Genomic DNA, 25578 nt, shown 5'->3' with positions numbered 1-25578 from the left:
AGATCCTCCGACTATTCGGAACTGCCGTGGATGTTGATGAGGAAACAAGCTGGGTTCGGCCGCTCGGCTCGAAAAGAAAATGCCGCCTTTTCGCGAACGACCACCGTACCAACTTTGGTTAGTGTACCAAATTTGGTCTACAAGTCAATATTCTGGAAGAAATTTCTGCAGAAAAGATGGAATCACCGTCGCAAAAGGAAGTCGGCGCAGGTGGTTGACGTGGAGTTCGACGAGAAAGTGCTGGTCGGGCAGGAGATTCTTGCGACTTGAAGTGCCCGTGCGTCGGCTATAGTCTTGTAGGAACCTTGTAGAAATTCGGTAGAACGACGTCATACGGGCGACTTACTCAACCCATGGCCCGATCCAAACTAGATCAGCTCACCAACCTTCTTGAACGGCGAATCGCGAATGGGGACTACGCGAGAACAGGCTTGCCGGCGGAACGGGAATTGGCCGATGAATGCGGCGTCAGCAGGGCCACGCTCCGCAAAGCCCTGGGCGAATTGGAGCGCAAGGGGCTGGTCGAACGTTCGCCCAATCGCCGCCCAAAACCGTCGTCCCAAGCTGGCAGGGGCACGCCCGGGCTCGAAATCGGCTTCTTAACCCCGTCGCTGGCTCCCGATTCCTTTTCTCCCGACTTACAGCAGTGGCTATCCGTCTCTGAGCACGTGGCTAGAAGGCATGGTTGTCGTATTCGTGTCCAAAACTACCTGCACTGGGACGATCCCGTTCTGACCGAGTCACTGCGTCAGTTTGATGGTGTGTTCTTGGTGACGAGTTCCGAACCGATTCCTCAATGGACGGCCAATCTGCTTGCCAACGCCAATGGCGTGGTGTCCTTATCGGAAGATCTCACCGAATTGGGCATTCCCTCCGTAGTGCTTTTTCCGCCCCGGGATACGTTGAAGCTGCTAGATCACTTGTATGAGTCTGGCCACAGACGAATCGACTGTTTGAACGTGCAGGGCCATAACACCATCACGATGGCTCGTATTGATGCTTGGCGGGAATGGTGCTCCGATCATCCGCAGGTGAGTGGCGAGTTGGTAGACGATCCGTGTTCGGCCGAAGGGAACATCTTTGAGTCGGCGCTCGCCTCGGCCCGCAATTGGTTGCAGGCCGTTGGGAGCGATGCTTCATCCGTACTGTGTGTGACGCTCCCGGCAGCTTTAGGTGTGATGAAGGCCGCTGGAGAACGGGGAATCCAAATCGGGCGTGATCTGTCCGTATGCACTATCGACAGCGAAGGGTTGGGGCGCTTCCTGACACCGTCGCTCACTTCCTTCGCTCGCCCCAATGCTGAGCTGTTTGTGGCTACCTGCATGGATTGGATACTTGCGGGCGGAGAGCAGCAAGACTGGCACCGGGAGCTTCTGCTCCAGCCTGGTAGCTTGCAGCTATTCGAGGGCGAATCTACCGGAAACTGGGCTCCTGCGCACGGCTAGGCCGACGGAGGCTCAGCCGTTGGCTCGAACTGCACCGCGGAGTCGCCAACGTACCGCAACCAGATAAAGTAGAGCACGGCAAACGCTAACGCAGCGATACCCGTGCAAATCCAGGCTTCGGTCCAATTGTGGATAACGAAGAGCATTGGCGCTAGAAAGATGGCGATTTGGTAGGTCAATGCCACTGGTAGCGCCAATACATCACGCAGGTGCTCTGTCGCCACCCGCTGGCGGATCTTATCGGGTAGAGCGCGACGCTCAACACCCCAAGCCCCGAACGGAAGCGTGCGATTGTAAAACTTCTGCAGCACATCACCGGAAGTCGGTGACGTGAGGTAGGAACCGACGATGGCGGCAATCAAGCTCAGTAGACTGATCATGGGCAGCATGAACCACTCTTCGTTGACAAACGACAGATCCGGTGGCAGTTGTGCGCCGAAGAGACGTTGAAGCAACGCAGCTACCATGCCTGTGACCATGGCGGCCGCGTAACCAATGCCGTTGAACCGACGCCAATACAACGTGAGCAGTTGGGGAAAGATGAGTCCACTGCCGAGTCCCATGACGATCCATGACCACACATCATTGATTGAGGGAGCCGAGTAAGCGAATCCAAACCCGACTGCCACCATGACAACGATGAAGCACCAGGTGACTCCCATCTGTTCCCGAACTTGGGAAGTGGGTCGCACGTGCTGCAAGTAGATGTCCTTGATGAACAATCCGCTCGCCTGGTTGATCCACGCACCAAAACCCGCCATCGCAGCCGCGATGAAGGACACGATTACCAAGCTGCGCAGGCCGACGGGGATTGCATAGAGCAGTACAGCGGGAATGATCCGCTCGGGATTTACCGTGCCGTGCTCGCTTAACAGTTGCAGTCGATGGCCCCAGTCAGGGCCCAACTGTCGTTCGAGCGACTCGACCAACTCGACGGGAGCAGCACTCGGATCACTAGCCAAGAGCGCCGTGGTTTGCTCCCAGCCTTGGTTTGGGTAGTGCGAGGCAACTTCCGCGGAAACGGCGGACAGGGTTTCAGGGTCGGGTAGGACGTTGCTGACCACGGACACTCCCAACACAGCAAGTGCCATCATCATGGGCCAGCGAAAAGAGATGAGCGAAATCCATAACAGCGTCAGCTTCGCGCAATCGGCATCGCTTTTCGCGGCGAAATACTTAGGGTCGTCGCCCGCCCCCATGCCGAACAGAACGTTTCGCAACAAGTAGAGTCCCGCCAGCATCAACAGCGGTTCATACGCCTCGTAGCCTGGGGGCATGGTAGCGTTTATGGTTGGCAGCGTGGCGCCCCAATCTGGATTCGACGTCACATGCGACGCGACCATGGCCAAGGACTGCGTGTCGGTAACCAGCTCCTCGCACAGCAGAATGATTGCTACCGCTGAGACGAGAACCAACCCGAGCTGCAATGCGTGGATGATCACCACTCCGTAGAATCCGGACAGCATCGAGTAGATGGTCGCCGTACCGATTAGGAGCAACGCACACTGGGCCGGGGTGAGGGGCAAGAATAAGGACATGAACAGCCCAACACTCTTCGCCAGGTAGGCGATCAGGCCAATGGTCATCACAATGCCCATAGTGGCCCGCGCGAGTTGAGCGGTCCGGCCAGCGAATCCCTCGCCAAAACGAAAGGTCATCCACTCAGCCCCAGTTAAGCATCCTGATCGACGATGCCACTTGCCCGTCCAGAGCATGACCACGGCCAATAGCAGGACCGCCCCGCCACGAAACTCGATAAACAGACCGCGTGGCCCAAGCAAGTAAAGAAAAGAGACGATGATCATCGACCCGGCGAGGTCCCAGAAGTCCATGACTCCAGAGACCCCAAGCATCCACCATGGCATGCTGCGGTCGCCAATTAGGTACTGCTGCAGTCCCTTGGAGGCGCGCCGGCGAAGGTGGACTCCGAGTACCAAGAGCACTGCCAGGTACAGGCCGATGATTGCATAGTCGATCTGATTCAGATACGCGTCGGGCATGGGGTGCTGCTTTGAAACTCTGCCGGCAGCCCCATCGGGGTTTGCCAAGAAACCGGAAAAGGAGCGATCCTAGCACCTTCTAGTGTCCGATTCCAATGCATCTTACTCGGTGAGAGTTTCTAGCAGGGACGTCAAGCCCATGGGCTCGACCGGATTCCCTCGTCCATCGCTATCAGGAGCATCGCTTCCGGTATCGTACTAACCGCAGCGTAACCCCAAAGCCTGCCAAGGACGCAACCAGGCATGACGGTTCTGGAACTTTGGCTCCGACCGCTTCAGCGTATGTGGTATGCGGCCCCAAAGAAGGCGATCAGGCCTCTGCCGAACTGCCTTCAAGGATAGTGTGAGCTAAGCAACAGCTTCGGTAGCTCAGCGCTAGAGCAGGCGCTGAGCGCCTGGGCTACCAATCCGTGATTGTAACTGGTTCGCCTGGAGGGATCGAAACGCTTCGGCTGTCCTCGCCATACCTCACAACGCAGTCCTTTTCTTGCTCGCTGCGTAGCACCACTTCCTTCAACTTTCCGTTCGACCAGATGATGTCGACTTCCACTCCTCCTCTCGCACAAAGCCCCTTCACCTTGCCTTCGGGCCACGCCGCAGGTAGTGCAGGCAGCAAATCTATCGTGCCCGCTTGGCTTTGGAGCAGCATCTCAGCGATACCTGAAGTACCCCCGAAGTTGCCATCGATCTGAAACGGCGGGTGTGCGTCGAACAGATTGGGATACGTACGCGAGGGGTCGAGCAGTGCCTTGAGAATGCGGTGTGCTCGGTCGCCGTCTCTCAGTCGTGCCCAGAGATTCAACCGCCACGCAATCGCCCACCCGGTCGAAATGTCCCCCCGCTTGTCCAAAGAGGCAGCGGCCGCTCGTGCCAACTCGGGCGTTTGATCCAATACTATCTGGTTGCTGGGATAGAGTGCATACAGGTGCGAGACGTGCCGGTGCCGAGTATCTGGGGCAGTTTCGTCCCAATCTTCTAACCACTCCATCAGCAGGCCCGAACTTCCAACGCGCAGTGGTGCAAGTCGCTCTCGAATTTCCAGCAGTCTCGCACGATCGGCGACGTCGCGCTCCAGGATCTCTGACGCGCGCGCCGTGGCAGCAAATAGGTCGCGAAGAATAGACATGTCCATCGTAGAGCCCGCACAAATGGAAGTGCCACCGACAGGATGCCCGTTTTCCGGCGAGTTGGTGGGGCACGTAACGAGCCAGCCGTACTTTGGATGCTCCACCAACGTTTCGCTGTAGAACTGGCATGAACTCTTCATCGCCGGATAGATTTCGGAGAGGAATTCCTTGTCCTCAGTGAATTCATAGTGCCGCCAAAGCTCCACTGTCAGCCACGCACCACCCATCGGCCAATAGCCCCAGAAAGCCCCATCCACGGGTGCAGTTGCGCGCCATAAATCCGTGTTATGAAATGTCACCCAGCCACCAGCATCATAAAAAGCCCGGGCGGGCTTTACACCAGTTTTCGAAAGGTCCATCACCATACTTTGGAGTGGTTCAATCAACTCGCCCAGATTCGTAACATCGCAGGCCCAGTAGTTCATTTCTGTGTTGATGTTGATCGTGTACTTGCTTCCCCAGGGTGGATTGGTGTTGTCGTTCCATATCCCCTGCAGGTTCGCTGGTTGAGTTCCTGGACGTGAACTCGATATCAACAGATAGCGACCAAAATGAAAGTAGAGGGCCGCAAGAGATGGATCGTGGCTCCCCTGAGCGAACGCTCGCAGCCTTAGGTCCGTGGGCTGAAGAGCTGTTTCACTGCTGGCTTCCTTCTCCGCTCCCAGCTGAAGGGAACACCGCCGGAACAACCGTTGGTGCTCCCGCACGTGGGCTGCAAGCAGCTCGTCGAAGGGGATTTTCGCGGCCTCATTGAGTTGCCGCTTCGGCACAACACTGGGGTCGCCATCAACGTCGCGGTAACTTCGGAAGCTCGTATCGCACGCAACGAGCACCACTGCGGAATTTGCATCGCTCACCCTAAGCGATCCATCCTCGGCTTCCACACTTCCGCCATTGGTTAGCACCCTCGCACGGCAATCGAAGGTCAATCGCTGGTCAGATGCGCCGTTCCCTCTTGGGCCGCGACCTTGAAACACAAAAGTGTCTTCGCTGGTGCTCACAATGCCTTTCTGAGGCGAGTCGATCTTCAAGGAGAAGTCGATACTAGCAGGCCGATTGGCCTCTATCTTCATTACCAGTACCTGATGAACAGGACTAATAAACACAGTCCGGCGAAAGTGGGTGCCATCGTGATCGTAGTCGACTGTGGACACGGCCGTGTCGAGACACAGGCTGCGTTTGTAGTCCGTTACCGATTCGTGGCCTTCGAAGTCCAGCAGCAAGTCGCCAATGGGCTGGTAGGTACTCTGGGACTTGGGCCTTCCGAGCAGGTGCTGGTTAATCAAGTCCTCTGCTTGCTTGTATCTTCTTTCGAATACCAGCTTCTGAGCTTGCCGAAGCTCGCTAGTAACATCGGTAGGATTCGGGTCATACGGACCGCCAGACCAGAAAGTGTCCTCGTTCAGCGCCAGGCGTTCGTGTTCTACTCTGCCAAACACCATCGCCCCGAGTCGGCCGTTGCCAAGTGGTATCGCTTCTACCCATTCGTTGGCGGGAGAAGCATACCACATAGTTAGGTCACCGCGTCCGGCAACGTCAGCGGTTTGGCCGGACGTCGGCACATTGCTACATACGAGGAAAACGACGAGAGATACTGTGAACTTCATGATCACCAGTTCATGGGTTGCAGTAGAAAGTTGGGAGACGCGTCGGGACTGACGCTAAACTTGGGGAATCTCGTATCCCTTTCGTGGCTGTCGAGCCGCCAACCCAGCTGCAATGTCGTCGCCGGTTATTCGCTCCTCCCGAGGATCCCAAGTGATACTCCGCCCGACACGGGCCGCAATCGCGCACAAATGGCACGTATTCATCATTTGAAGATGACTAAACACGTCCGACACCGGCTGCCCGCCCTCACGCAGAGTGCGGTAGAAGTTCTCCATGTGCCCCTCGTGCGGCTTTCCCTTGTAAAGTGTGCGAAGTTCCTCGCTGCCGTACTTTCCAGCGTCCCAGTCCTCCTCCACAGGAACTCCGGTGATCTTCTCTCGATTGACGAACAATCTTCCGCGACTACCTTCGAATAGAATTCCATTTCGAGCCCGACTGGTAACTTCGAACTCCAAGCCGGTATCAAAGTGGCACTTCACCAGGAAGTCATGGGAAGTGTTGTAAGAGTCGTGGGCGGTAGGCGACCCATCCACCAGCTCAACAGGGTGATGCGCGTCGCTACCGTCCACTTCGATAGGGCCTTGGTTCTCCCCATCCATGCCGACGGCCCAAGTGGCAATGTCGACGTGATGCGCTCCCCAATCGGTGAACTTGCCGCCAGAATACTCATACCACCATCGAAAGTCATAATGGCACCGTTTTGCGCGATAGTCGACCAGCGGAGCCTGCCCCAACCATCTCTCCCAGTCCAATTCCTTTGGCGGATCCTTTACTGGGAACGGTCCACCGGTTGGCGCCCCATCTATTCCAATGGTCACTTTCCGAATCTCACCCAAGAGCCCCTGGCGCACCATATTCACCGCACGCAGGAATGTTCGCGGATCACTCCGCTGTTGAGTTCCAACAAAGAAAATCGAGTCCGAGTAGCGCTTTGCCGCCCGGCGAATAAGCTGGTTCTCTTCGAGTGTCAATGTCAGAGGTTTCTGGCAGTAGACGTGTTTCCCCGCCTGGAGCGCTTCGATGGCGATTTTAGAATGCCAGTGGTCAGGCGTTACGATACTCACCACGTCGATGTTTGGGTCGTCCAGCACTTTGCGGTAGTCGGAGTAGGCCTTGGCTTTGCCGCGCCCGATGTTCTCATCGATTCTGGCGCGTTCAGCATGCGATGAATCGACATCGCTCACGGCAACCACATCTGCAAACCGGGCGTGCTCGCGCGAATCCCACATCCCTCGATCTCCGGTGCCGATGCAACCCAAGCGAGGTCGGTCGTTAGCCGATGCGTTGGCGAAGGACTTCGTGGCTGCGGAGATGCCCGAAAAACTGGCGGCTGCCAGAGCAGTCGACTGCTGCAGGAAACGGCGTCTGGATTTATTCATTGTCAAAGGTCCCTTGGTTATTGCTTCGGATGTGGCTGTCGTATGAAATGGACTTCAAAAAGGGGGTTCTGCGAGATGCCGACCAACTCACAAGAGGTGGTTGGAATCCGGCTGAGCCCATCTACGGAATGCGGGTTGCGCTCGCTGGCAACCGCTCACCAGTAACTAATACCGCTTCCAAGAAGAGTGTTCCACTTACTTGCGATTTCTATCACGAGATCGTACATCGCCTGGAACACTTCCCCTGATTCCCGAATTACTTCAAAATTCTGGGAACATCGAAGAGAGCACCGGTATTCTAAAGTGGGCGGTTTGTCGACAGAGCGTCTGCGCAACCCCGTATGTGCATAGGTGGCATTCTTGGAGCAGCCCGCGCTTCAGGTTTGGGAGACAGACTCTTGTCAGAAAAACCGGACTCACAGGTAAGTTACGATGCGGCATTTGTGCAGCTTCTGAGTTCAGAGCAGCTTAAGCTACTGCGCTATATTGCAGTATTGCTGGGAGATTCGGAAGAAGCACACAATGTCCTGCAGGAGACAAACATGGTGATGTGCCGGAAGTCGAAAGACTATGAACCTGGCACCAACTTCTCAGCCTGGGCTCATAAGATCGCTTACTGGCAGGTACTCGCGTTCGTGCGCGACCGGCAGCGAGATCGCCATGTGTTCTGCGAAGAAGTGATAGAACAACTAGCCAGTACGGAAGTACGAGAACAGGATGACGTGGAAGCCAGGATCGCCCTGCGACACTGTTTGAAAGGGCTCGATTCACACGCGCGCGATTTGTTGCGTCGCCGGTATGAAGAAAACTTGTCCGTTACCGAGTTATCGCAGTGGCTGGGCAAGTCGTATTCGGCGACACGCAAGGAATTGTGGCGACTTCGGCGAAACCTGTTCCGCTGCATTCAAACACGGCTGGCGACACAGAAGTAGGCCAGCGAACGGTCTTCTAACAGGCACTTACATTCACGTTGTGCGGTTGATACTGATACATGTCTGCATCACGAAAGCAAGATTTAACTGATGGCGAGAAGGCGGAGATCGAGCGGATCATTTCAGACAACGCAGATCTGGGACCAAGCTCGGAGCGGACCCGACGACTGGAGGAGTTGATACGAGGTCGTCCAGAGGTGCAAGAGTATTTCGCCGAGGTTATGCGGTTCCACGTCCTTCTCAAGTACGAGTGGGAACTGTCCCTACCCGCGACACGGCCCATGTTAGTAACGCCGTCGCTTGGCATGCAACCAACCTCTGGGGCGACGGAAGGGTCGGCTGGTTCAAAGGCAGGCAACACCAGGAGGCGGTGGAACACGCTTCGCCCACGAGTGCTTTACACTCTGGCGGCAGCGGTGGCGATCTGTTGTGCCGTCGGCATTCTGACGATGCGAGGCAAACTCGGAGTGGGTGCATTCTCAGGCACGCAGCCTACCGCTGGTGGCCAGACACTCGGCCAGTGTAATAAAACCCTGCTAGTGAAGAACGACAAGGCGCTGCGATTGATTAGCCAGTTGACTCGCACTACCAACCTATCGCGACTCGAATTGCCAGCGAGAGAACATAACAACCCGGATGAGATTGCACTGTGCCGAGGAACGGCCTGGATGGAGAGAAGCGATGGCAGAAGAGAACGCGGATTCATGTTAGAAGTGCCATCACACGCGAGGATTGAACTGTTTGTCGACGCAAATGCCGCTGGCCGGAATCTGTTGAGCGTCATCAAAATGGACGAATCGATAACCAGTCAAGTTGAAGGGGCGCCGAAAACGGGGGCACTCACGTTTGATAACATCATTGAAGGGTATGTTCGCAGCACCAATCAGGGCAATGGATCACTCGGGAATTACTCTGATTTCAACGACAGTCAGCGTACGCTGTACTACCTGCTCACCGGGTCTCACTTCGACGACAAGGTGTCTACCACGGAGCAGTGGTTTCAAAGTGACTACGAAGTGATCTTCGAGGCAGCCGATATTCTCGTCTTGGGATGGGATTACAGTCGTTACGTTGTCCGGCAACCGACAACCAACGAGTACATCCGCGATGGCGACTACAATGACCTGCGCGCGATTGTCCACCTGAGTTCGCCAGATAGTCGGAGTGCCAACACGGTGCCGTACTCGCCAGCACCAACGACCGACGCTGCTCCTTCAGGAAACCATGGCGCAGGAACAGTGTTCGATGTTCCGCCCGAAGAGATTCTCGTAATAGTAGTTACGCGCGCGACCGAACGTCGATCAGAGCTTCAGATTAAAAGCAATGAGAAGAACGAGGTAATCTGGCTAGACGTACGAGAGCCATGCCGATCTCGGCCTAATCTGATCGAAACCGTTCATGAGGTCTACGTTATCCGCAATTCAACCAAAGCAACCAGGCAATACTCCTTTAGCTACTGCTACGCCGATGCACCAAGTGGCGCCGAGGGAGCAGAAGCGGAGGTCAGGTGGACTGAGTGGCCGGCGGAGTTGCTTGCGGAGGAACTGAATACGGAGACGATTGGGTTCCGCGACCCGCCAGAAGCTCCAACCGGACCAGACTACAATGGCATCAGTGTTCATGCTCGCTGGTTTTCTCAGTGATCAGCATCATGCTGATCCGCCGGCTCATAGGGGACTGCCATGGCTGGTTCGCCTTACCGTATGCAGCATCGAATCCAGCGTTCAACACCGTAGTAGAGGATGGTTCAGCATGTCTCGCGCCCGTTTTCAGTCAGCCCTTGTACTGGCATCGCTATTTCTCCTTCCTTCTGTGGCCAAAGCTCAGGACGACAAACCGTTCCAAATGCGCGATGGGGTTTCTCGCGAGCAGATACTCGACGCCACCCTCGAGCCTTACGGTGGTCGATCTGTTCATGAGGGGGAGAAGCCTCAACTCGTTGGAAGCGTGATGTGTGGGTATCAGGGATGGTTTTCCTGCCCAGGAGATGGGGCAGGTCGCGGCTGGTACCACTGGCAGAAGGGACGCCGCTTTGAGCCCGGTTCCTGCACGATCGATCTGTGGCCCGACGTTAGCGAGTTGCACCCTGACGAACGGTATCAAACAGCCTTTCAACTCGAAAATGGTCAACCCGCAGAAGTTTACAGCGCGTTAACGCCCGAGACGGTTGATCGACACTTCCTGTGGATGCAAGAACACCAGATCGATGGTGTTTTCGTCCAGCGGTTTGCGGGAGAAGTGCGTGGGGAGAAGGGTTTGCATCATTTCAATGTTGTGCTCGATAACTGTCGCGCCGGCGCAAATCGACATGGCCGTGCCTGGGCAGTCATGTACGATTTGTCGGGGCTGGAGAAGGGAGGGACCCGCTCGGTCATCGAAGACTGGAAGGCCTTACGATACCGGATGAATGTGGGGCGTGATCCTGCCGACCAAGCTTACCTGCATCACGGCAAGAAACCGCTGGTCGCCCTCTGGGGCATCGGATTCAATGATGGTCGTCGCTACACCATCGAAGAATGTGCGGAGCTTATCGATTTCCTGCAGAACGATCCGAAGTATGGAGGGTTTTCCGTGATGGTGGGGGTGCCATCGTACTGGCGAGAGCTGCGAACCGACTGCATCGATGATCCGGCACTTCATGAATTGATAAAACAAGTGGAAGTCGTAAGCCCCTGGGCCGTAGGCCGATTTGGCGACGACGAAGAGGTGCAGCGATACGCACAGGAAGTATGGAGGCCCGATCTGGCGTGGTGCAAAAAAAACAATGTCACGTACTTGCCGGTGGTGTTCCCAGGATTCAGCTGGCACAACCTTAACCCAGATTTCCCGCTCAACCAGATTCCTCGGCGTAAGGGACGTTTTCTATGGAAACAATTCGAAGAGCTCAAGGATACAGGTGTAGAGACAGCCTACGTTGCCATGTTTGATGAAGTCGACGAAGCCACGGCAATCTTCAAGTGTACGAACAACCCACCAGTCGGCGAATCTCGTTTTCTCGACTACGAAGGATTACCCACAGACCACTACTTATGGCTAGTCGGAAAAGGTCGTAGTTTGCTACGCGGCGAGTTGCCACCACAGAGGGGCTTTCCAGTCCGTGAATTGTCCAGTGAAACGTGCATCGATTGATGTCCAGTGGCAAAGAAGGCGACATGCCTGAGGAGCTAGCTTCACTCAGGCTTGTGGAACCTCGTCGGTCATCGATGATTGCTTCCTGCCAATAGCCATTCGCGGCCTTCGAGCAACTAAAGAAACTGTTCCAAGCAAGGTGAGTCTGACACATTTTTGACACAGCCGAGGACACGCAAAGACAACTTAAGTGCCACCCAGCTGCCATGCAGGTTTTGTGGTAATGTCTAGTTTTGAAGGACGTTCTACCTAGCTGTCCACCAAATGACACACATCTGCCACACGCAAGTAGCGGTCTTGAAAACCGGCGTGCTCGAAAGAGTACCGGGGGTTCGAATCCCTCCCCGGCCGCTTTTTTACGATGTAGGAAATCGAATCGCCGCTAGAATGCCCCGGGAGTATCACCTTTGGGGGCATCGAGTTCCAGCAAGGCATACAGCAGCAGGCCGACGCCATCGACTGTTTCGTAGTACGGTTTGGCTGGGTGGCCGCGGAAGATGCAGTACTCCCGATGTTCGCCCGTGTCGTTGGCAAGCGTGGTGGTGACGTAGAGTTTGTCGACCGCGTCAGCGGCGATCGAACGCGCTACTTCGAGGTAGTGTGGATCGTCGGTCGCCCGGTACAAGTGAACGAAGAACGAGATCGCACTGCCGTAGTTGCCTGCGTAAGTTCCGCCGGTCTGTTCCAAGTCGGGCAGGGCAGCGGTAAGGGTTTCTCGCAGCGTGCGTCCGGTGTGAGCGGGCAACTCCCGCTCGATTACCACCGCCCAGTGACGGGCCATCGTGAGTAGCGCCTCGCGAGTTTCGTGTTGCTCCGCGGGAGTCAACTCGTAGGCATACAGGGACGATTGGGCGGTAACCAGCGGGAAGTCGAGCGGGAAGATGGTCGTTTGCCAGACATCGACGGGGCCAATCGGCGGAACCGAGTACTCGGGATTCGGTTCCTCGTCGCGGTCGGGCAGTTGCGAGAGGTACTCGGGGTGCACGTCGTCCAGTTCGGTGACCGTACCATCGAGATTGAGCATACCGACGAACGTCTGCTGGTCCTCCCGCCAGCCGTACTTGTCGTAGGCCAGCAAGTAGCTTGTCGCCACGTGGCGAAAGTGTTCATCGCCGGTAAGTTCATAGCTTCCCAGCAGTCGCGCCGCGTGGGGACCGGTTACCGCCGAGGCGAAAGTGGTGCCATAGAAACGATAGGGCTCAAAATTGTGCAGCAGGTTCCCCGGCTCGAACGCAACCAGGTTGGTTTTGCGGTTGCGCTGATGCCAGTGCCAATCGGTAACCAGCTTGGCGCGACGTAGGTACTCGGTGTCGCTCTTGGAGACGCTGTGCATGAACGCGAAGGCCTCGATGAATGACCCCGCAGAGAACGGGAAGTCCGCGCCGGGCTGGCCATCGTCGTGGCGGTTGTGTCGTCCGGTTTGCTTGTTGTGAATGTGGTTCTGCCAGATCAGGTCGATCTCACGTTGCACTTGATAGGCGTTGAGCGCGTACATCCGCTCCCACAGCGCGTGGTGAACCAGGATCTCGTGCGGCCCGGCGCCGTCGCGATCGCCACCAATACGATCGCGATAGCAGTCCCAGTGAATGTGCGAACCCCAGGCGAGCATGCCATTGGGCTTGCGGCAGTGCTCCAAGTAGTAGGCCATGTAGTCGTCGGCCACTTTGGTGAAATGCTGCTGGCCGGTGCGACGATCGTGTTCGTACATGGCCGACAGCAGCGGTTGGTCGTACCACAAGTTAGAGCCGCGCTCGCCGCGGCGGTGGATTCGGCCTTCCAGTCGCACCAAGCTGCCGGCTACTGCCGGGTACTGCGGAGAGGTTAGTGTGCTGACGTCGAGCACGGCCATCAGCAATGGCGTCTTCTGTGGACCGTAGTGGTCGGTCCCTCGTTCTGCCAGCGTGGTGAGGCACTGCGTGACGTACGGTGTCCACTTCCGCGTGTCGTTCCCTGCGTCCAGCTGTTCGTCAGCCATCGCGGTAGTTGCCGTTGCCGCCACAACAACAATGCAGATAGCCTTCAGACGCCGAAAGATAGGCCTACTCATCAAGATGACTCGGTGGAGTGAGATTGCAAATAAAAGCCTATGCGGTACTACGGTGAGGTCAGCCAGTCTTGTTTCTTGCCAAGCGCCTGATGCTTCTCAAGCCACTGTGGCAGGAGGGCGTCGGTCAAACACCAGAAGGCCCACTGTTCGCGACCGGGGTAGGTGTCGTATTCGCCGTCGGCGAACATGCGTCGATCTGCGTGGCGCTGTTGCATGGCCAGCATTGCGTCGGCGCGGACGTCGCACCACGTGGGCGCCTGGTCGTTCCAGGAGTACAGCCCCGCGTACACGTCCATCAAGTAGAACAGCGTGTAGTCCTGCCGGCTCCAGTCGGTACCCTGCGGATAGTAAACGTCCGGGCGGCCGGCCAAGTAGATCGTCCCGCCCGGCTTGTCGTAGGGCGGGGAACGCCACTGTTTTTCGACACAGGTGTTGTAGACCAACGGAGCGTTGAAGTCCCAAGCCTCGGTGACGGGCGCATCGGCCAGCGACTGAGTCGTCAGCCCCCAGAAGTTCATCGAAACGGCGACCATGTAGTCGGGATGAATGAAGTCGTGGTTGATAACCACCCCACCCGCCAGTGCGTTGTAGCCATTGAGCCACTCCGATACCTTGCGGCCGTCGACAACATTCGAGTTGCCCTTCCAATCCCGCTCGGTCGAATAGGACGAGACCATCAACTCGGTGCAACGCTGTTTCAATCGCGGTGTATCCGGGTGCTCCGGACGCATGGCGACAAGCAGCGTAAGGAGCATCGAGTTCCACGAGTTTTCCTCCGCCTTGGTATCGCCTCCCTGGCCGTTCCAGTAAGGCACATGATAGTCGTCGGCGAGGAACCGCTTGGCTTCGGCGTCCAACATCGCCATTAGCTGGACCTGCGTATCGGAATCCAAGTCTTCCCACAACATCCAACCGCCCATGCCGCTCAATGCTGCCCACAACCCCGACTGCCAGTAAGTGGCGGGCTCGGGCGCTGGATAGCGAACTCCCCAGGCGGAATCATCATCGCTGTTGGCGCAATGCGCACGCACTACGCCTCGCAAGAGACGGATGGTCTCTTGTTTGGCGGCGTTCGCATCGACTCCCGTAAGTTCCGCATCGTAGAGTCCAGTCTTCAGTAGCGTGGCCATTCCATAGATCACGCTACAAGCCGGGCGGACGTGGTGTTCACTGTTGCCGGTCAGCAGATAAGCGTCACTTTCGCTATTGAGTTCGAAAGTACCGGAGATCCAGGCGACGTTGTACTTCGAACTGTTGCGAACCAACTGGACACACGCTTCGTAGCGAGCGTCGGTAGTGACTGGCCCACGAAAGCGTTGCCAGTCGATGGGTTGCACCTGTGTACTCTCGGGCAGGGCAGCGGGGAGGTCGTCGGCCCAGACTGGCGTTGCAAGTGACATCAGGACGCCCGCCGCCACGCATGATCGCCATCGACGGGAGCGATTCGTCACCATGCTCCCCCCGTATTGCCTTCCATGCCATCGAGTTCGAGCAACGACACCATCAGCAGACCGACGCCGTTGGCGACCTCGTAGTAGGGTTTCGCAGGGTGACCGACAAACACGCCATTGCGAAAGAGCTTCGAGGTGGCTTCATCGGCCAGCGATTCGGCGAGGTCGAGGTACGACTGTTCGCCGGTTGCGCGATGCAGATGGACGAACAGGCTGATTGCGCGACCGTAGTCTTCCGCGTAGGCTCCCTGTTGCTCAGCGGCTGCCGGCATGGCGGAGAGCAAGTCGGCATTCCAGCGCCGGCCGGTGTTCGCCGGCAAGGAACGCTCGACGACGCCCCCCCATCGCCGGGCGATCTTAAGCAGATTGTTGTCGGGTTCACCCTTTTCGACCGACACTTCGTAGGCCGCCATCGCGGCCTGCGCCGCAGCCAACGTGAATTCGTAAGAGTAGATCGTCCCGCGCCACACATCCACCAGGCCATACGGAGCGTAGGCGTCATAGCCGCTGCCTTTGGGTTGCGCGGGCACGGGGGTTCCGTCGAGTTTGATCATAGCCCAATAGGTTTGCTCCTGTTCGTTCCATCCGTAGCGATCGTAGGCTTCGATGTACGATCGCGCGAGATCCCAAAAGTGGGGATCGCCAGTGAGCTGATAGCAGCGAAGCAAGCCCAAAGCATGAGGTCCCACCACCGTGGTGAAGCAGTGGTGGCCATCGTACCGACCAGTTAGTCCCGGGGAATCGGCCGTTAGATTGGTTTCGACGTTGCGGTTGTTCCAATGCCAGTCGACGATGATCTTGGCTCGGTCGAGATAGCGCTGCTCGCCCGTCTTCTTGTACATGAAGGCCATGGCTTGGGCGAAGGAACTTCCCGAGAAGGAGAAGTCGCACCCCTGACGACTATCGTCGTGCCGGTTGTGCAGGCCAGCGTACTTGTCGACGATGTGGTACCTCCAAATCCCTTCGATAAGTCGTTCGACCGCGGCAGAGTCTTGGCGATACATCGACTCCCAGTCGGCTCGATAGACTAGGATCTCATGGGGCCCATTGCCCTCGCCGTCCCCGGCAGGCTTCTCTTCGTAGCAGTCCCAGTAGACGTGCGTCCCCCAGGCCGGCATGCCGTTGAGGTACACATGCGCGGGGTCGTTGTATTTGTAGCAGTGCTTGAAGAAGTGGCTGACGTAGTCGTCGGCGGCATTCTTATATCGCTCGTCGTTTGTCAGTTCCGACATGCGATACAAGCATTGCAACAAGCCTTGGTCGTACCACAGATTCGTACCACGCTCGCCGCGGCGATGGATTCGGTCTTCCAGCCTCACCAACGAGTCCAGCAGCAGGGGATCCTGCGGCGACCGGAGCGTATCTGCGTCGAGAACCGCCATAAACAGCGGAGTCTTGTTAGGTCCGTAGTCGTCTCGTCCATGCTCGATCAGTGTGTCGAGGCATTCTTGAACATAGTCGCGGTACGACAGCGACTTGAGGTCTCGAATCTTGGTCGTGGACTCGAGTGTCTTACCGAAATCGGTTTCGAAGCGGACACTCACCTCCGCTCCACTTGCCTGGGCGGGAAGGTCAAATGCCAGGCCGTTCTGCTGGTAGTCGTCGACAGTAACCGTTCGCTTCTCCTTGTGATCGTTCCACGATAAAGTCACCGTGCCCGAGACCGGCAAGCGATCGTTCTCAACGAACGGAACCACGTGCACGCGAAAGCCCGATCCTCCCGGACTGGTGCTGACGGATACAGCCAGGCGTAGGTTCTTGCGTAGCGATTGCACCCGTAGTTGTTCGCGCTGCTCCGCCTGCTCTTTCAGCTTGGCGACGATCTCCGCGTCCGCGTTGGCTCGGACCCAGTCGAACTCGAGTTGCGTATCGTCATGGGCCACCAGGGCGAACTGGCCGTCTAGCGAATTGGGAACCTCAATTTGAAATTGCCAGTCGGGCTCGTCTTCGTCCTCGGGCCACAGCTTGGCGTGAACTTGATCGGCGACACCCACCACCTTCATGCGGTACCACTTCCCTTGCTCAACAGCAATCGGGTCGGATGTCTCGCGAAATGGAGTGTATGAGCCCCCGTGATACGAAAGCAGTTGCATTCCTCCTGCCGAGTCGTAGTATCGAACGATCAGGTATGTGTTGTCTTCCATTCGCAGACCGATGCCAAAGGTCTGGCGGTTACCGCCGATCAACCGCACGCGAGTGTCGATCGATACGTCCGCGGGAAACGCCTGGCGTGTGCGATACATGGAGTCGGCAGAGCCCGTGTTTCGCAACACCCCGTCCTCCACCGCCCAGCCATGCGCCGTGTTGGGCTCCTGCCAGAGTTCGGACTTTGGTGAATCGAACTGATCTTCGAGGGCCGGCAGAACTACCGTCTCGTCCGCAAAAACACCAACCCCCATACAAAGGCAGAGGATGAAGGAAGCGGTTAGGTTCCATGCTCGCTGCATTCTTGGCAATTCCCTATGAGCAAAAACGAATGGAACGAGCGCACCGTAGTGCACTCGTTCCAAGTGTACTGTCTATTCTATTGCAGTCGCCAGTTACGAAAACGGAGAATCACGCCGCTGGCGACTACCAACGACAATATGACCACCGAACTCGGTTCTGGGATGAAAGTAAGTGTTAGCGTGGGAGCGGCTCCGAAGACTCCGTCACCCCAGTACTGTCCGGTTACGCCGTCGGGACTCAGTAGATCGGATCCCGCCAAGGTCATGGTCATCAGGTCGGTGCCGTTCATGATGTTGCGGATCAACTCCAGGTCGGCCTCCGTCGCCAGCGTGGTGAAGGTCTCTCCGCCAGCTAGCGGTCCAGTGGTATCCGGCACCACGCCCAGGCCTTCGAGTATCAACTCGGTACCTTGATACTCGGTGGCGTACTCCACGGAACTATCGATTTCGTCGATGGTTGGCCCTCCGCTAGTATCGATCAGACCCGCGATCTGACCTGGATTCATGGTGCGCGACTCATCCACCACCGTGAAAGTCAACTCCGCCGAAATGAGCTTCGCGGGGTCGTCGGTGATTTCTGAAAGGTCCCATTCCATGAGGCCCACTGCTGGAGCGTCGGCGACAATCGCCGGGTTATTGGTAACCAGCAGGCCATCGCCTGGATGAGCCGAAGCTGTCCGCACCCAGCGTGCCTTGGACAAGTCAACGTCGCACACATAGCAAGGCGGAGTCTCGCCCGGAAACTCCAGGCGTAAAATCGATGGTGCGTTGTCCAGCTGGCCGGGACCATCGGTCCAGTCGTGGTTCGTGGCATCGGAAGCAAACATCGACAGCGTTAGCAGTCCATCGGCCACGCTACCATCGATCATGTTGGCGATGAGGCCGAGTTCCGAAGCGTCTGCAAACGAGGAGTAGACTGCCCCACCAGAGGCGCCGACCATATCGTCGTGAAATCCCAGTGAAGTGTTGGCTTCCAACTCGTTGCCGACGTGTTCGGCCTGGTATCCGTTCCATGTCACCGCGTCGATTGCCTGAGTCCCGCTACTAAGGTCAACGATGTTGGTTGTCTGCAAGACTTGATCCTCCGACGAGCGAAGGTTCAAACGTAGCTCGGCGCTCAGTAAGTCGGCACCCGTGTACCCGCCTGCTCCGAGCACGTCGAACTGGATAAGCCCCGCGCGGATGTTGCCAGGAGTGATCCCCCACACGCTCACGGCGTCGCTCGTGCGGGGAGTATCTGGCGTGTTGTCCCATATCCACTGATCACCGGACGGGACGAGGTCGACATAGATCGCCATGGCATGTGGCGAACATGAGATGGTTGCCATGGTGCACATTAGCCAGAAGAGTCGCGGTAGTCTTTTCATCAGGCTTCTCTCAGATAAGTAGACACACGGTTAGAAATTCCGCCAATTTCTCTGTGGCAAGTGGACGTGTCGTTCGAGCAGTCGTGTTTTGAAGAGGAGGAGTTAGGCGAAGGGAACACAGCCCTTCGGTTTGGATACAATATCCACTTGCTGCTCGGCAGTATGACCAACTCAACGGATGTTGGGAATAATATATTTCACAAAGTTTGTATGAATTTTTATATCACCCCGATTCCTTGCTTTCGCGTCTGAACAAAGCGGTTAGGTTGGCAGAGAGAACGCGCAAGAGTTCTTTGTATGAATACACCGAGCCGAGCAGAGACACACAAGCGAAGCAATTCGCGAATGGTTGTTCCTCATCATCGATTAGGTCGTAGCAAAGACTCTTCCAGCAATCCTACTCGTCACGAGATCGCGCACCTGTAGTTGCACGCTGAAACCAACGTCGCCGGGTGCTATGCGATTGGAATTTGCGATGCTGCGGTTTAAGCGCGCTTCCCATTCAAGAACGAGTTGGAAGCAAGCGTCCTTGTCACCACCATACCACGTGAGATGGCACTAACGAGTTGAGTTCATTCGCAAGCTTCGTCTTTTGGTTGGTCAACTTGCGAGTCGAGTCGACTAGTAGCAAAAAGCATTGCCAGGGGTCGTTAGGGAGTGCGTCGCTCCGCAGGCAATCGGTAGCGAAAAACAAAGTTGAGAAAAAGGTTTGGAATTGCTTGACGGGCGGAGTGGATATGTATATTGTATCCAATCAGTTGGGCATTGTATCCAATTTGGTGCCCGGCGATGGGTGCTCCAAACGCCACGATGTGGCGGGAGGAGGCCCTGCTTATCCCGATCTACTCCCCAGGAGAGACCGAATGTCTTCCGACTCTGTGGTTCGTGGTCTACGCCATCAATTGGTCGACCGTTTGCGGTCCGATGTCCTCTCCGGCTACTACGCCGAGGGGCAACCCATTCGCCAAGACGAAGTCGTAGCACGCTACAACGTCAGCCGTACGCCGGTTCGCGAAGCACTGATTCAACTGGCTGAAGAGGGGCTGGTCACAACCACGCCCAACCGGGGTGCACGCGTGGCCAAGCAGGCGCCGGATAGCATTCGGGAGTTCCTCATTCCGATACGGCGAATCATTGAAGTCTACGCACTCAAGCTGAGCTTCAGCCGCTTGAGTGACGAGCAGTTCGCGCGGTTCGATGCCATTCTGCAAAAGATGCGCGAGGCCTGTGAAGCAAACGACTATGCCGGCGTGGCCGAACAGGACATTGCTTTTCACCGCTCGATTATCGAAATGGCGGATGAACCTTCGCTACTGAAGATCTGGACCACGCTCGTGGGGCAAGTGCGAATGCACTTCCAGCAGTCGCATCGCGCTTACGACGATCTGATGGACGTCTATCGCGAACACGCCGCGATTGTTGAAACGTTCCGCGGTGGCGATGTAGAAGAGTCGGCCTCGTACTTTGCCCAACGAATCGGCGACACCGATGCGAGCGCTATGTTTGAGGATCTGCTGATATCGAAGAAGTCGAAAGGCCGAACTCGACGCAAGAAGAGCTAGTAGCGGCTTGGTCGACTCACCCTTTTCCCAAAAACCGACACGGATGAACTGTCATGAGATGCGCCAAGACTGAGCGAAATGCGTTCACGTTGGTCGAATTGCTGGTAGTGATCGCCATCATCGGAATCCTTGTCGCGCTGTTGCTACCCGCAGTTCAGGCGGCACGCGAGGCGGCACGCCGCATGCAGTGCACCAACAACCTGAAGCAGCTCGGCCTGGGAATGCAAAACTACCACAGCACCTACGGGGCCTTTCCTCCGGGTTCCACTAGGGATGTGGCTGCGGGTTCTGGGAACTTCAACGACCCCCGATTCAGTCCGCATGTGATACTGCTGCCTTACCTGGAACAGCAACCGCTCTACGACCGGATCACCTGGACCAAAAGCTGGGAGATGAACGAGCATACATACTTGCGGCAAACGCTTATCCCCGGTTTTCAGTGCCCAAGCAAAGAGAAGCATGAGACCTCGTACTACTACGAGGATGGCAGTTGGATCGCGGCGGAGCAGACTCTTGAACACCCGACCGAATACATGGGCGTGATGGGCGCCAAAGGGTTCGTGCTACCGATCAATCCTGCGGTCCGCGATCGATACTCCATGGAGTCTTCCGACACGGCCCACGGTGGCTTTGCATCTAATGGCATCATGATCCGCGTCGATACCGGCGAGAAAGGCGTTGCCGCCAAGCGTATTACCGATGGACTCAGCAACACGTTTCTGATGGGCGAGATGGCCTGGGACATCGGCGAGTACGAAGCCTGGCCCGGAGGCCTGAGCCCAGCCTGGCAGAACGCCATGACTTCCAAGAATGTTCGCTATCCACTGAACTCTTATCGATTCGATCAAGACCTGGTTACCCTCGACATCAACGACACCAGCTTTGGCAGCGAGCATGCGGGGCGTGGAGCCCACTTCCTGATGGCCGATGGCAGCGTGCACTTTGTGCAAGAAGACATTTCACTCCAACTGCTAGTTTCCGCTGCCAGCCGTGATCAGGAAGAGGTCTTTACAGAGCCACTGTTCTGATCCGCCCAGCTTGGAATCCGATTCACTGTCCAATACGGGAACAACCCGATGACGCCTGCAGGTATCTTACGCATTGCATTCACTCTCGCACTGGTGGCCACCTGTGTATCGTGTGGCAGCAACTTACCGGCCACCAGTGCGGTGAGTGGTGTGGTGGAATACGACGGCAAGCCTCTCACAGGATTCGATCACGGAGCGGTCATCTTCACTCCCACCGGGGGGCGGCTTGCGAAAGGGACCATCGACCCCAATGACGGTTCATTTCGATTGGGGACTTTTGATTCCGCCGATGGGGCGATCGTCGGTCCCGCCGCGGTGACCGTTAGCGCGACCGTGGATGCAGGGGGTAGTGTCGAAGACAAATATCAAGGCATTCGTCGCGTGATCCCTGAGGCTTTCTCCGACCACCATCTGTCTGGGTTGGAGTGCGAAGTGTCTGCCGGCCAGCGCAACTTCTTTCGAATCAAGATTTCGTCCGATGGCACCGGAACCATCGAAACGGAGTGACTCTTCTTATCAATGACCCACGTAAACAAGGCGACATCCATGAATGCCATGCTTCGACTTAAGAGAGCACGTTTTCAGAATCTCCTGCAAGGGGCGTTGCTGTGTCTACTTGTCGCGATCGCACCGAACTCGCGAGCACTCGTGATCGATGCGGTGGGGGATACCTGGATTCGACAATCGGCACCCACCACTGCGTACTCGAACGACTTGGTATCGGTATGGGATGGAACGAACGACCTGCGGAAAGGTGTGCTTCTGTTCGATCTCTCTTCAACCGTGGGGGTGACGATCGACAGCGCTTTTCTGGAGCTCTACGATCGCGACGAGGGCCCGAATGGGCGGTCGGAGACCATGCCGCTTGTGCAAAACGTAAAAGTTCTAAATGTCTTGCCCGCCCTCTTCAACATCGAAGCCTATACGTGGGACGAGTACGCGATGTTTGATCAGGGCGCGAACGAGTCGGCATTCGCTTCTTTGGGAGCGTACAACATCGCCGCCGGCGACCTGACCAATGGCTACGAGCCAAGCGACCTGGCGACCTCGGGCGACATCGCGCTGCTGGAAACCACCAGGGACAACAACTCGAACATGGTGGCGATGATTCTCGAGGCCACGACCGGTGAAAGAGACTGGGGCGACATCGAATACAACAACGGAACCCCCGCGCGTCTTGTAATCAACGAAGCCCCAAATGTTCCGGGCGACTTCACCGGAGACAACATGGTGACAACCGCCGACTTCGATGTGCTGATCGACCCCGATAACTGGCTAAAGGATGTTCCTGCGGGGACAGCATTTGATATGAACGGCGACCTGACGATCAACCTGCTCGACTTCAAGCTGTTTAAAGAAATCTATTTGACGCACAACCCCGGCATGAGTTTGTCGCTGGGGCAGGGGACTGCGGTTCCCGAACCCACGAACGTCGCGGTGGCCTTGATGGCCGTGCCCGTTCTCTTGCTTTCCGTTCGACGCCGTGCATCGCAACTTGCCAAGCACTGCTGGTGCGGACTCTCTGCTCACCATCGATTCACCCGCAGCTCACCCGGTTCCGCCATGAAAGCATCTATCGTACTTGCCGCTGTCTGCTTGTCTCTCACGCTGTCAGTGCCCGCCAGTGCGGTAGTCTTGGAACCTGTGGCGGACGTTTGGATCAGAGAGCGAGCCCCCGATACTATTTATGAGAACGATTTGATGTCCGTCTTCAACTCGCAGGTTTCGAACGCGTTCGAAACTCCACCCGAGTCGACTCGGTACGGTCTGGTGGAATTCGACCTCAGCAGTTTGAGTGGAGTGGAGATCACCTCCGCCTATCTGCAACTTTGGGGCGGCGATACCAACTCGCTGGATGAGTCGGCGGCCATCAAGCAATCGTCTTCGATCATTAATACTTCGAGCGGAACGGCGCTCAGTTCACTCACCTGGAACATCTATCAAAGCGAGTACGCCGGAACGGAGACGGCCCTCGAAACCCTTGGGAGTTACGACTTAGAGGAGCCGACCGAGGTGGAAGTCTACTTCGATAGCCTGGCGAGTTCGAACGACAACGATCTGCTCGAATCCGTTGCCAATGGGACTTCGGTTGCCAATCAGAAGCTGTCGATCGTGATGCAAGCCGCTGAAGAAGGGGAAGGCATCCAGTACGCTCACAGTTGGGGCGACGCTGCCAACAGCTTCCCAGCGAGGCTCTTCATCAACGAGTTGCCTCCAGAAGTAGTGGAACTCACGCTCGAAGTCGATCGAACAACCGGCAACGCATGGATCAAGAATCCTGGCGTCGACGAGCGCGTGAATACCATCTTCGATGTCGACGGTTACACCATCTACTCTCCTGCTGAGGCCCTCTCGCCGACGACGTTCAGCGGCTTCACGGGAGAAGGTATTAGCGATTTCCAGATTGTGCTGGAAGAAGTGGATGACGTGGTTGTTAACACGTCGGTGAGTGAACTGAGCATCGATTCCTCGCATCCCATCGAGGAAGGGGACAGCATCTACCTCGGCCAGACCTATACTCCCGGCGCAGACGAAGATGCCGAACTCCTCTTTGCCTACACGTTGGCCGAAGGAGGTACCTTTATCGGGGATGTAGTGTACGTCGACGCGGGACTGTTGGGCGACTTCAACGGCGACGGCACCGTGAGCCTTGCCGACTACACCGTGTGGCGGAACAACCTGGGAGCTCCCGAGGGCGATCTGCTCTCCGGAAACGGAAATGGCGATGTCGTAGACGCGACGGACTACGACTTGTGGAAACAAAACTTCGGTGCCTCCGCTGGTTCTGCACTCAACGGCGTGGGCGCCGCTCAGGTGCCTGAACCATCGTGCTTGGTGCTCGGTGGATTGTGCTTGGTGTTCTGCGCTTGCCGGCGCAGCAAATCACGCGTTTCGTAGATGGTAACCAGCGGGCGATGGTGGGCGATTCGGATGATAGAGCGTGTTGAACTCAAAGGGCTGACCTGGGACGATCCGCGAGGATACGGTCCGCTAAAGGCCGTGGAGTCGGCGTACAACGCTGCGACTACCGGGCCGGCGGTCGATATCTCGTGGACGATCCAACCACTGGGCGGTTTCGAAAGCCGCCCGCTGGTCGAAGTGTTTGGTCAGTTCGATTTGATCGTTGCCGACCATCCACACATGGCCGATGCAGCCGAGCTGGACTTGCTGTGTCCTATCGACGATTTGTCGCACGACTACGTCGGGTTGACTCGCGAGAGCTACCGCTACGGAGATCGATTCTTTGCCGTGCCGGTCGACGCCGGTTGCCACGTGGCCGCTTACCACCCCGACCGGATCAAGGCGGCGCCGCGAAGTTGGAATGGTGTGGAGCAATTGGTTCAGGAAGGCGCCCGAGTGGCCACCCCATTGGCTGGCGTGCACAGCCTGATGGCGCTACTCGCTTTGATCGCATCGGAGCGGCCAGCCGACATGGCTAACTTTGTAGCCTTCACCCAGGACGAGGTCTCCGCCGCGCTCAATCAGCTTCGCTGGCTCAAGAGCATCTGCCTGGCGGAGTCGCTCGAGTGGAATCCGATCGAAGCACTGCAGGCGCTCGCGGACGGCAAGTGCGACTATGTGCCGATCACGTTTGGCTACGCCCACTTTCAATCTTGTGGTATCCGCTTCCACGATTTGCCGGCCAAGAACGCTCACGGTCGGGGCCGCGGCATTCTGGGCGGAGCGGGAATGGCGGTATCGGCCGTCTCCCGCCATGCCGATGTGGCCAAAGACTTTTGCCGATTCTGCGGTAGCAGCGAAGTGCAATCGAGCTTATGGCCTACTAGCGGAGGCCAACCGGCGCATCGCGCGGCTTGGAACGCGTTGGCAACCACCAACCCGTTCTACCGCGACACTCGACTGGCGATGGGAACGGCCCAATTACGCCCGCGCTGTCCTGGTTTCAACGACATTCAGTCTGCGGTGGGCAGCGAGATTCACAGCTGGCTAGCCGATGGAAATCCGTCGGACCGCCGGCAACCCTCCCTCAAACGTTTACAAAACGCCATTCCTTGCATGACTTAGAGGGCGCAAGCCCATTCTTCACTGATTGAC

At 56.9% G+C, this 25578-nt stretch carries 16 protein-coding genes; 9 read left to right on the top strand and 7 right to left on the bottom strand.

Annotated features, from left to right (window positions below):
- The first annotated feature begins 353 nt into the window (after nt 1–353).
- A complete protein-coding gene (locus ACQK2L_RS27690; protein WP_425400291.1) occupies nt 354–1445 on the top strand; it encodes a substrate-binding domain-containing protein in 1092 nt (363 codons plus the stop codon).
- Here the strand turns inward: ACQK2L_RS27690 and ACQK2L_RS27685 are convergent.
- The 3 genes from ACQK2L_RS27685 to ACQK2L_RS27675 form a co-directional block, all read right to left on the bottom strand.
- Nucleotides 1442–3445: a sodium:solute symporter family transporter gene (locus ACQK2L_RS27685; protein WP_425400290.1), complete on the bottom strand. Its 2004-nt coding sequence runs from the start codon at nt 3443–3445 to the stop codon at nt 1442–1444. The two genes, ACQK2L_RS27690 and ACQK2L_RS27685, sit on opposite strands and share 4 nt — an antisense overlap.
- Before the next feature lie 400 nt (nt 3446–3845).
- Nucleotides 3846–6083: a glycoside hydrolase family 95 protein gene (locus ACQK2L_RS27680; protein ID WP_425400289.1), complete on the bottom strand. Its 2238-nt coding sequence runs from the start codon at nt 6081–6083 to the stop codon at nt 3846–3848.
- Nucleotides 6084–6233: 150 nt separating this feature from the next.
- Nucleotides 6234–7559: a Gfo/Idh/MocA family protein gene (locus ACQK2L_RS27675; RefSeq protein WP_425400288.1), complete on the bottom strand. Its 1326-nt coding sequence runs from the start codon at nt 7557–7559 to the stop codon at nt 6234–6236.
- Between the two features lie 398 nt (nt 7560–7957).
- Between ACQK2L_RS27675 and ACQK2L_RS27670 the strand changes: the two genes are divergently transcribed.
- The 3 genes from ACQK2L_RS27670 to ACQK2L_RS27660 are packed head-to-tail and all read left to right on the top strand — an operon-like array spanning nt 7958 to nt 11620.
- The gene (locus tag ACQK2L_RS27670; RefSeq protein ID WP_425400287.1) at nt 7958–8491 is read left to right on the top strand and encodes a sigma-70 family RNA polymerase sigma factor; all 534 of its coding nucleotides are present in this window, start codon (nt 7958–7960) and stop codon (nt 8489–8491) included.
- A gap of 59 nt (nt 8492–8550) precedes the next feature.
- Nucleotides 8551–10134, top strand: a complete 1584-nt coding sequence (locus tag ACQK2L_RS27665; RefSeq protein ID WP_425400286.1) for a hypothetical protein — start codon at nt 8551–8553, stop codon at nt 10132–10134.
- A complete protein-coding gene (locus ACQK2L_RS27660; protein WP_425400285.1) occupies nt 10097–11620 on the top strand; it encodes a glycoside hydrolase family 71/99-like protein in 1524 nt (507 codons plus the stop codon). Before ACQK2L_RS27665 ends, ACQK2L_RS27660 begins: the two co-directional genes overlap by 38 nt.
- Nucleotides 11621–12002: 382 nt before the next feature.
- Here the strand turns inward: ACQK2L_RS27660 and ACQK2L_RS27655 are convergent, their stop codons facing one another.
- The 4 genes from ACQK2L_RS27655 to ACQK2L_RS27640 form a co-directional block, all read right to left on the bottom strand.
- Nucleotides 12003–13595, bottom strand: a complete 1593-nt coding sequence (locus ACQK2L_RS27655; RefSeq protein WP_425400284.1) for a hypothetical protein — start codon at nt 13593–13595, stop codon at nt 12003–12005.
- A 119-nt stretch (nt 13596–13714) separates the two neighbouring features.
- Nucleotides 13715–15067 carry a hypothetical protein gene (locus tag ACQK2L_RS27650; RefSeq protein ID WP_425400283.1) on the bottom strand — a complete coding sequence of 451 codons (1353 nt, stop codon included), beginning with the start codon at nt 15065–15067 and terminating at the stop codon, nt 13715–13717.
- 47 nt (nt 15068–15114) lie between these two features.
- Nucleotides 15115–17565, bottom strand: coding sequence for a hypothetical protein (locus ACQK2L_RS27645; RefSeq protein ID WP_425400282.1), 2451 nt, complete (start codon nt 17563–17565; stop codon nt 15115–15117).
- Between the two features lie 77 nt (nt 17566–17642).
- Entirely contained in the window at nt 17643–18932 is a 1290-nt protein-coding gene (locus ACQK2L_RS27640; protein ID WP_425400281.1) for a hypothetical protein, read from the bottom strand.
- Between the two features lie 863 nt (nt 18933–19795).
- On the opposite strand from ACQK2L_RS27640, the gene ACQK2L_RS27635 reads away from it, so the two are divergent.
- The 5 genes from ACQK2L_RS27635 to ACQK2L_RS27615 are packed head-to-tail and all read left to right on the top strand — an operon-like array spanning nt 19796 to nt 25548.
- Complete coding sequence (locus ACQK2L_RS27635) at nt 19796–20494, top strand: GntR family transcriptional regulator (protein ID WP_425400280.1); 699 nt, start codon at nt 19796–19798, stop codon at nt 20492–20494.
- A 53-nt stretch (nt 20495–20547) separates the two neighbouring features.
- Complete coding sequence (locus ACQK2L_RS27630) at nt 20548–21522, top strand: DUF1559 domain-containing protein (protein WP_425400279.1); 975 nt, start codon at nt 20548–20550, stop codon at nt 21520–21522.
- Nucleotides 21523–21570: 48 nt separating this feature from the next.
- Complete coding sequence (locus ACQK2L_RS27625; protein ID WP_425400278.1) at nt 21571–22029, top strand: hypothetical protein; 459 nt, start codon at nt 21571–21573, stop codon at nt 22027–22029.
- A 39-nt stretch (nt 22030–22068) separates the two neighbouring features.
- Nucleotides 22069–24420, top strand: a complete 2352-nt coding sequence (locus ACQK2L_RS27620; RefSeq protein ID WP_425400277.1) for a hypothetical protein — start codon at nt 22069–22071, stop codon at nt 24418–24420.
- Between the two features lie 33 nt (nt 24421–24453).
- On the top strand, nt 24454–25548 hold the full coding sequence (locus ACQK2L_RS27615) for an extracellular solute-binding protein (RefSeq protein ID WP_425400276.1): 1095 nt from the start codon (nt 24454–24456) through the stop codon (nt 25546–25548).
- The last annotated feature ends 30 nt before the right edge of the window (nt 25549–25578 follow it).

Origin of the sequence: Aeoliella sp. (genome assembly GCF_965227375.1) — a bacterium.
Taxonomy (GTDB): Bacteria; Planctomycetota; Planctomycetia; order Pirellulales; family Lacipirellulaceae; genus Aeoliella.
The sequence above is the reverse complement of the archived record's forward strand: the minus strand, read 5'-3'. Positions and strand labels throughout refer to the sequence as shown.

What these genes read in the sequence shown, in the direction of transcription:
- ACQK2L_RS27665 (WP_425400286.1), top strand. Translation starts at nt 8,551, where the DNA reads ATGTCTGCATCACGAAAGCAAGATTTAACTGATGGCGAGAAGGCGGAG.
- ACQK2L_RS27675 (WP_425400288.1), bottom strand. Translation starts at nt 7,559, where the DNA reads ATGAATAAATCCAGACGCCGTTTCCTGCAGCAGTCGACTGCTCTGGCA.
- ACQK2L_RS27685 (WP_425400290.1), bottom strand. Translation starts at nt 3,445, where the DNA reads ATGCCCGACGCGTATCTGAATCAGATCGACTATGCAATCATCGGCCTG.
- ACQK2L_RS27615 (WP_425400276.1), top strand. Translation starts at nt 24,454, where the DNA reads ATGATAGAGCGTGTTGAACTCAAAGGGCTGACCTGGGACGATCCGCGA.
- ACQK2L_RS27645 (WP_425400282.1), bottom strand. Translation starts at nt 17,565, where the DNA reads ATGCAGCGAGCATGGAACCTAACCGCTTCCTTCATCCTCTGCCTTTGT.
- ACQK2L_RS27660 (WP_425400285.1), top strand. Translation starts at nt 10,097, where the DNA reads ATGGCATCAGTGTTCATGCTCGCTGGTTTTCTCAGTGATCAGCATCAT.
- ACQK2L_RS27655 (WP_425400284.1), bottom strand. Translation starts at nt 13,595, where the DNA reads ATGGCTGACGAACAGCTGGACGCAGGGAACGACACGCGGAAGTGGACA.
- ACQK2L_RS27620 (WP_425400277.1), top strand. Translation starts at nt 22,069, where the DNA reads ATGAATGCCATGCTTCGACTTAAGAGAGCACGTTTTCAGAATCTCCTG.
- ACQK2L_RS27630 (WP_425400279.1), top strand. Translation starts at nt 20,548, where the DNA reads ATGAGATGCGCCAAGACTGAGCGAAATGCGTTCACGTTGGTCGAATTG.
- ACQK2L_RS27680 (WP_425400289.1), bottom strand. Translation starts at nt 6,083, where the DNA reads ATGTGGTATGCTTCTCCCGCCAACGAATGGGTAGAAGCGATACCACTT.
- ACQK2L_RS27625 (WP_425400278.1), top strand. Translation starts at nt 21,571, where the DNA reads ATGACGCCTGCAGGTATCTTACGCATTGCATTCACTCTCGCACTGGTG.
- ACQK2L_RS27640 (WP_425400281.1), bottom strand. Translation starts at nt 18,932, where the DNA reads ATGAAAAGACTACCGCGACTCTTCTGGCTAATGTGCACCATGGCAACC.
- ACQK2L_RS27650 (WP_425400283.1), bottom strand. Translation starts at nt 15,067, where the DNA reads ATGTCACTTGCAACGCCAGTCTGGGCCGACGACCTCCCCGCTGCCCTG.
- ACQK2L_RS27690 (WP_425400291.1), top strand. Translation starts at nt 354, where the DNA reads ATGGCCCGATCCAAACTAGATCAGCTCACCAACCTTCTTGAACGGCGA.
- ACQK2L_RS27635 (WP_425400280.1), top strand. Translation starts at nt 19,796, where the DNA reads ATGTCTTCCGACTCTGTGGTTCGTGGTCTACGCCATCAATTGGTCGAC.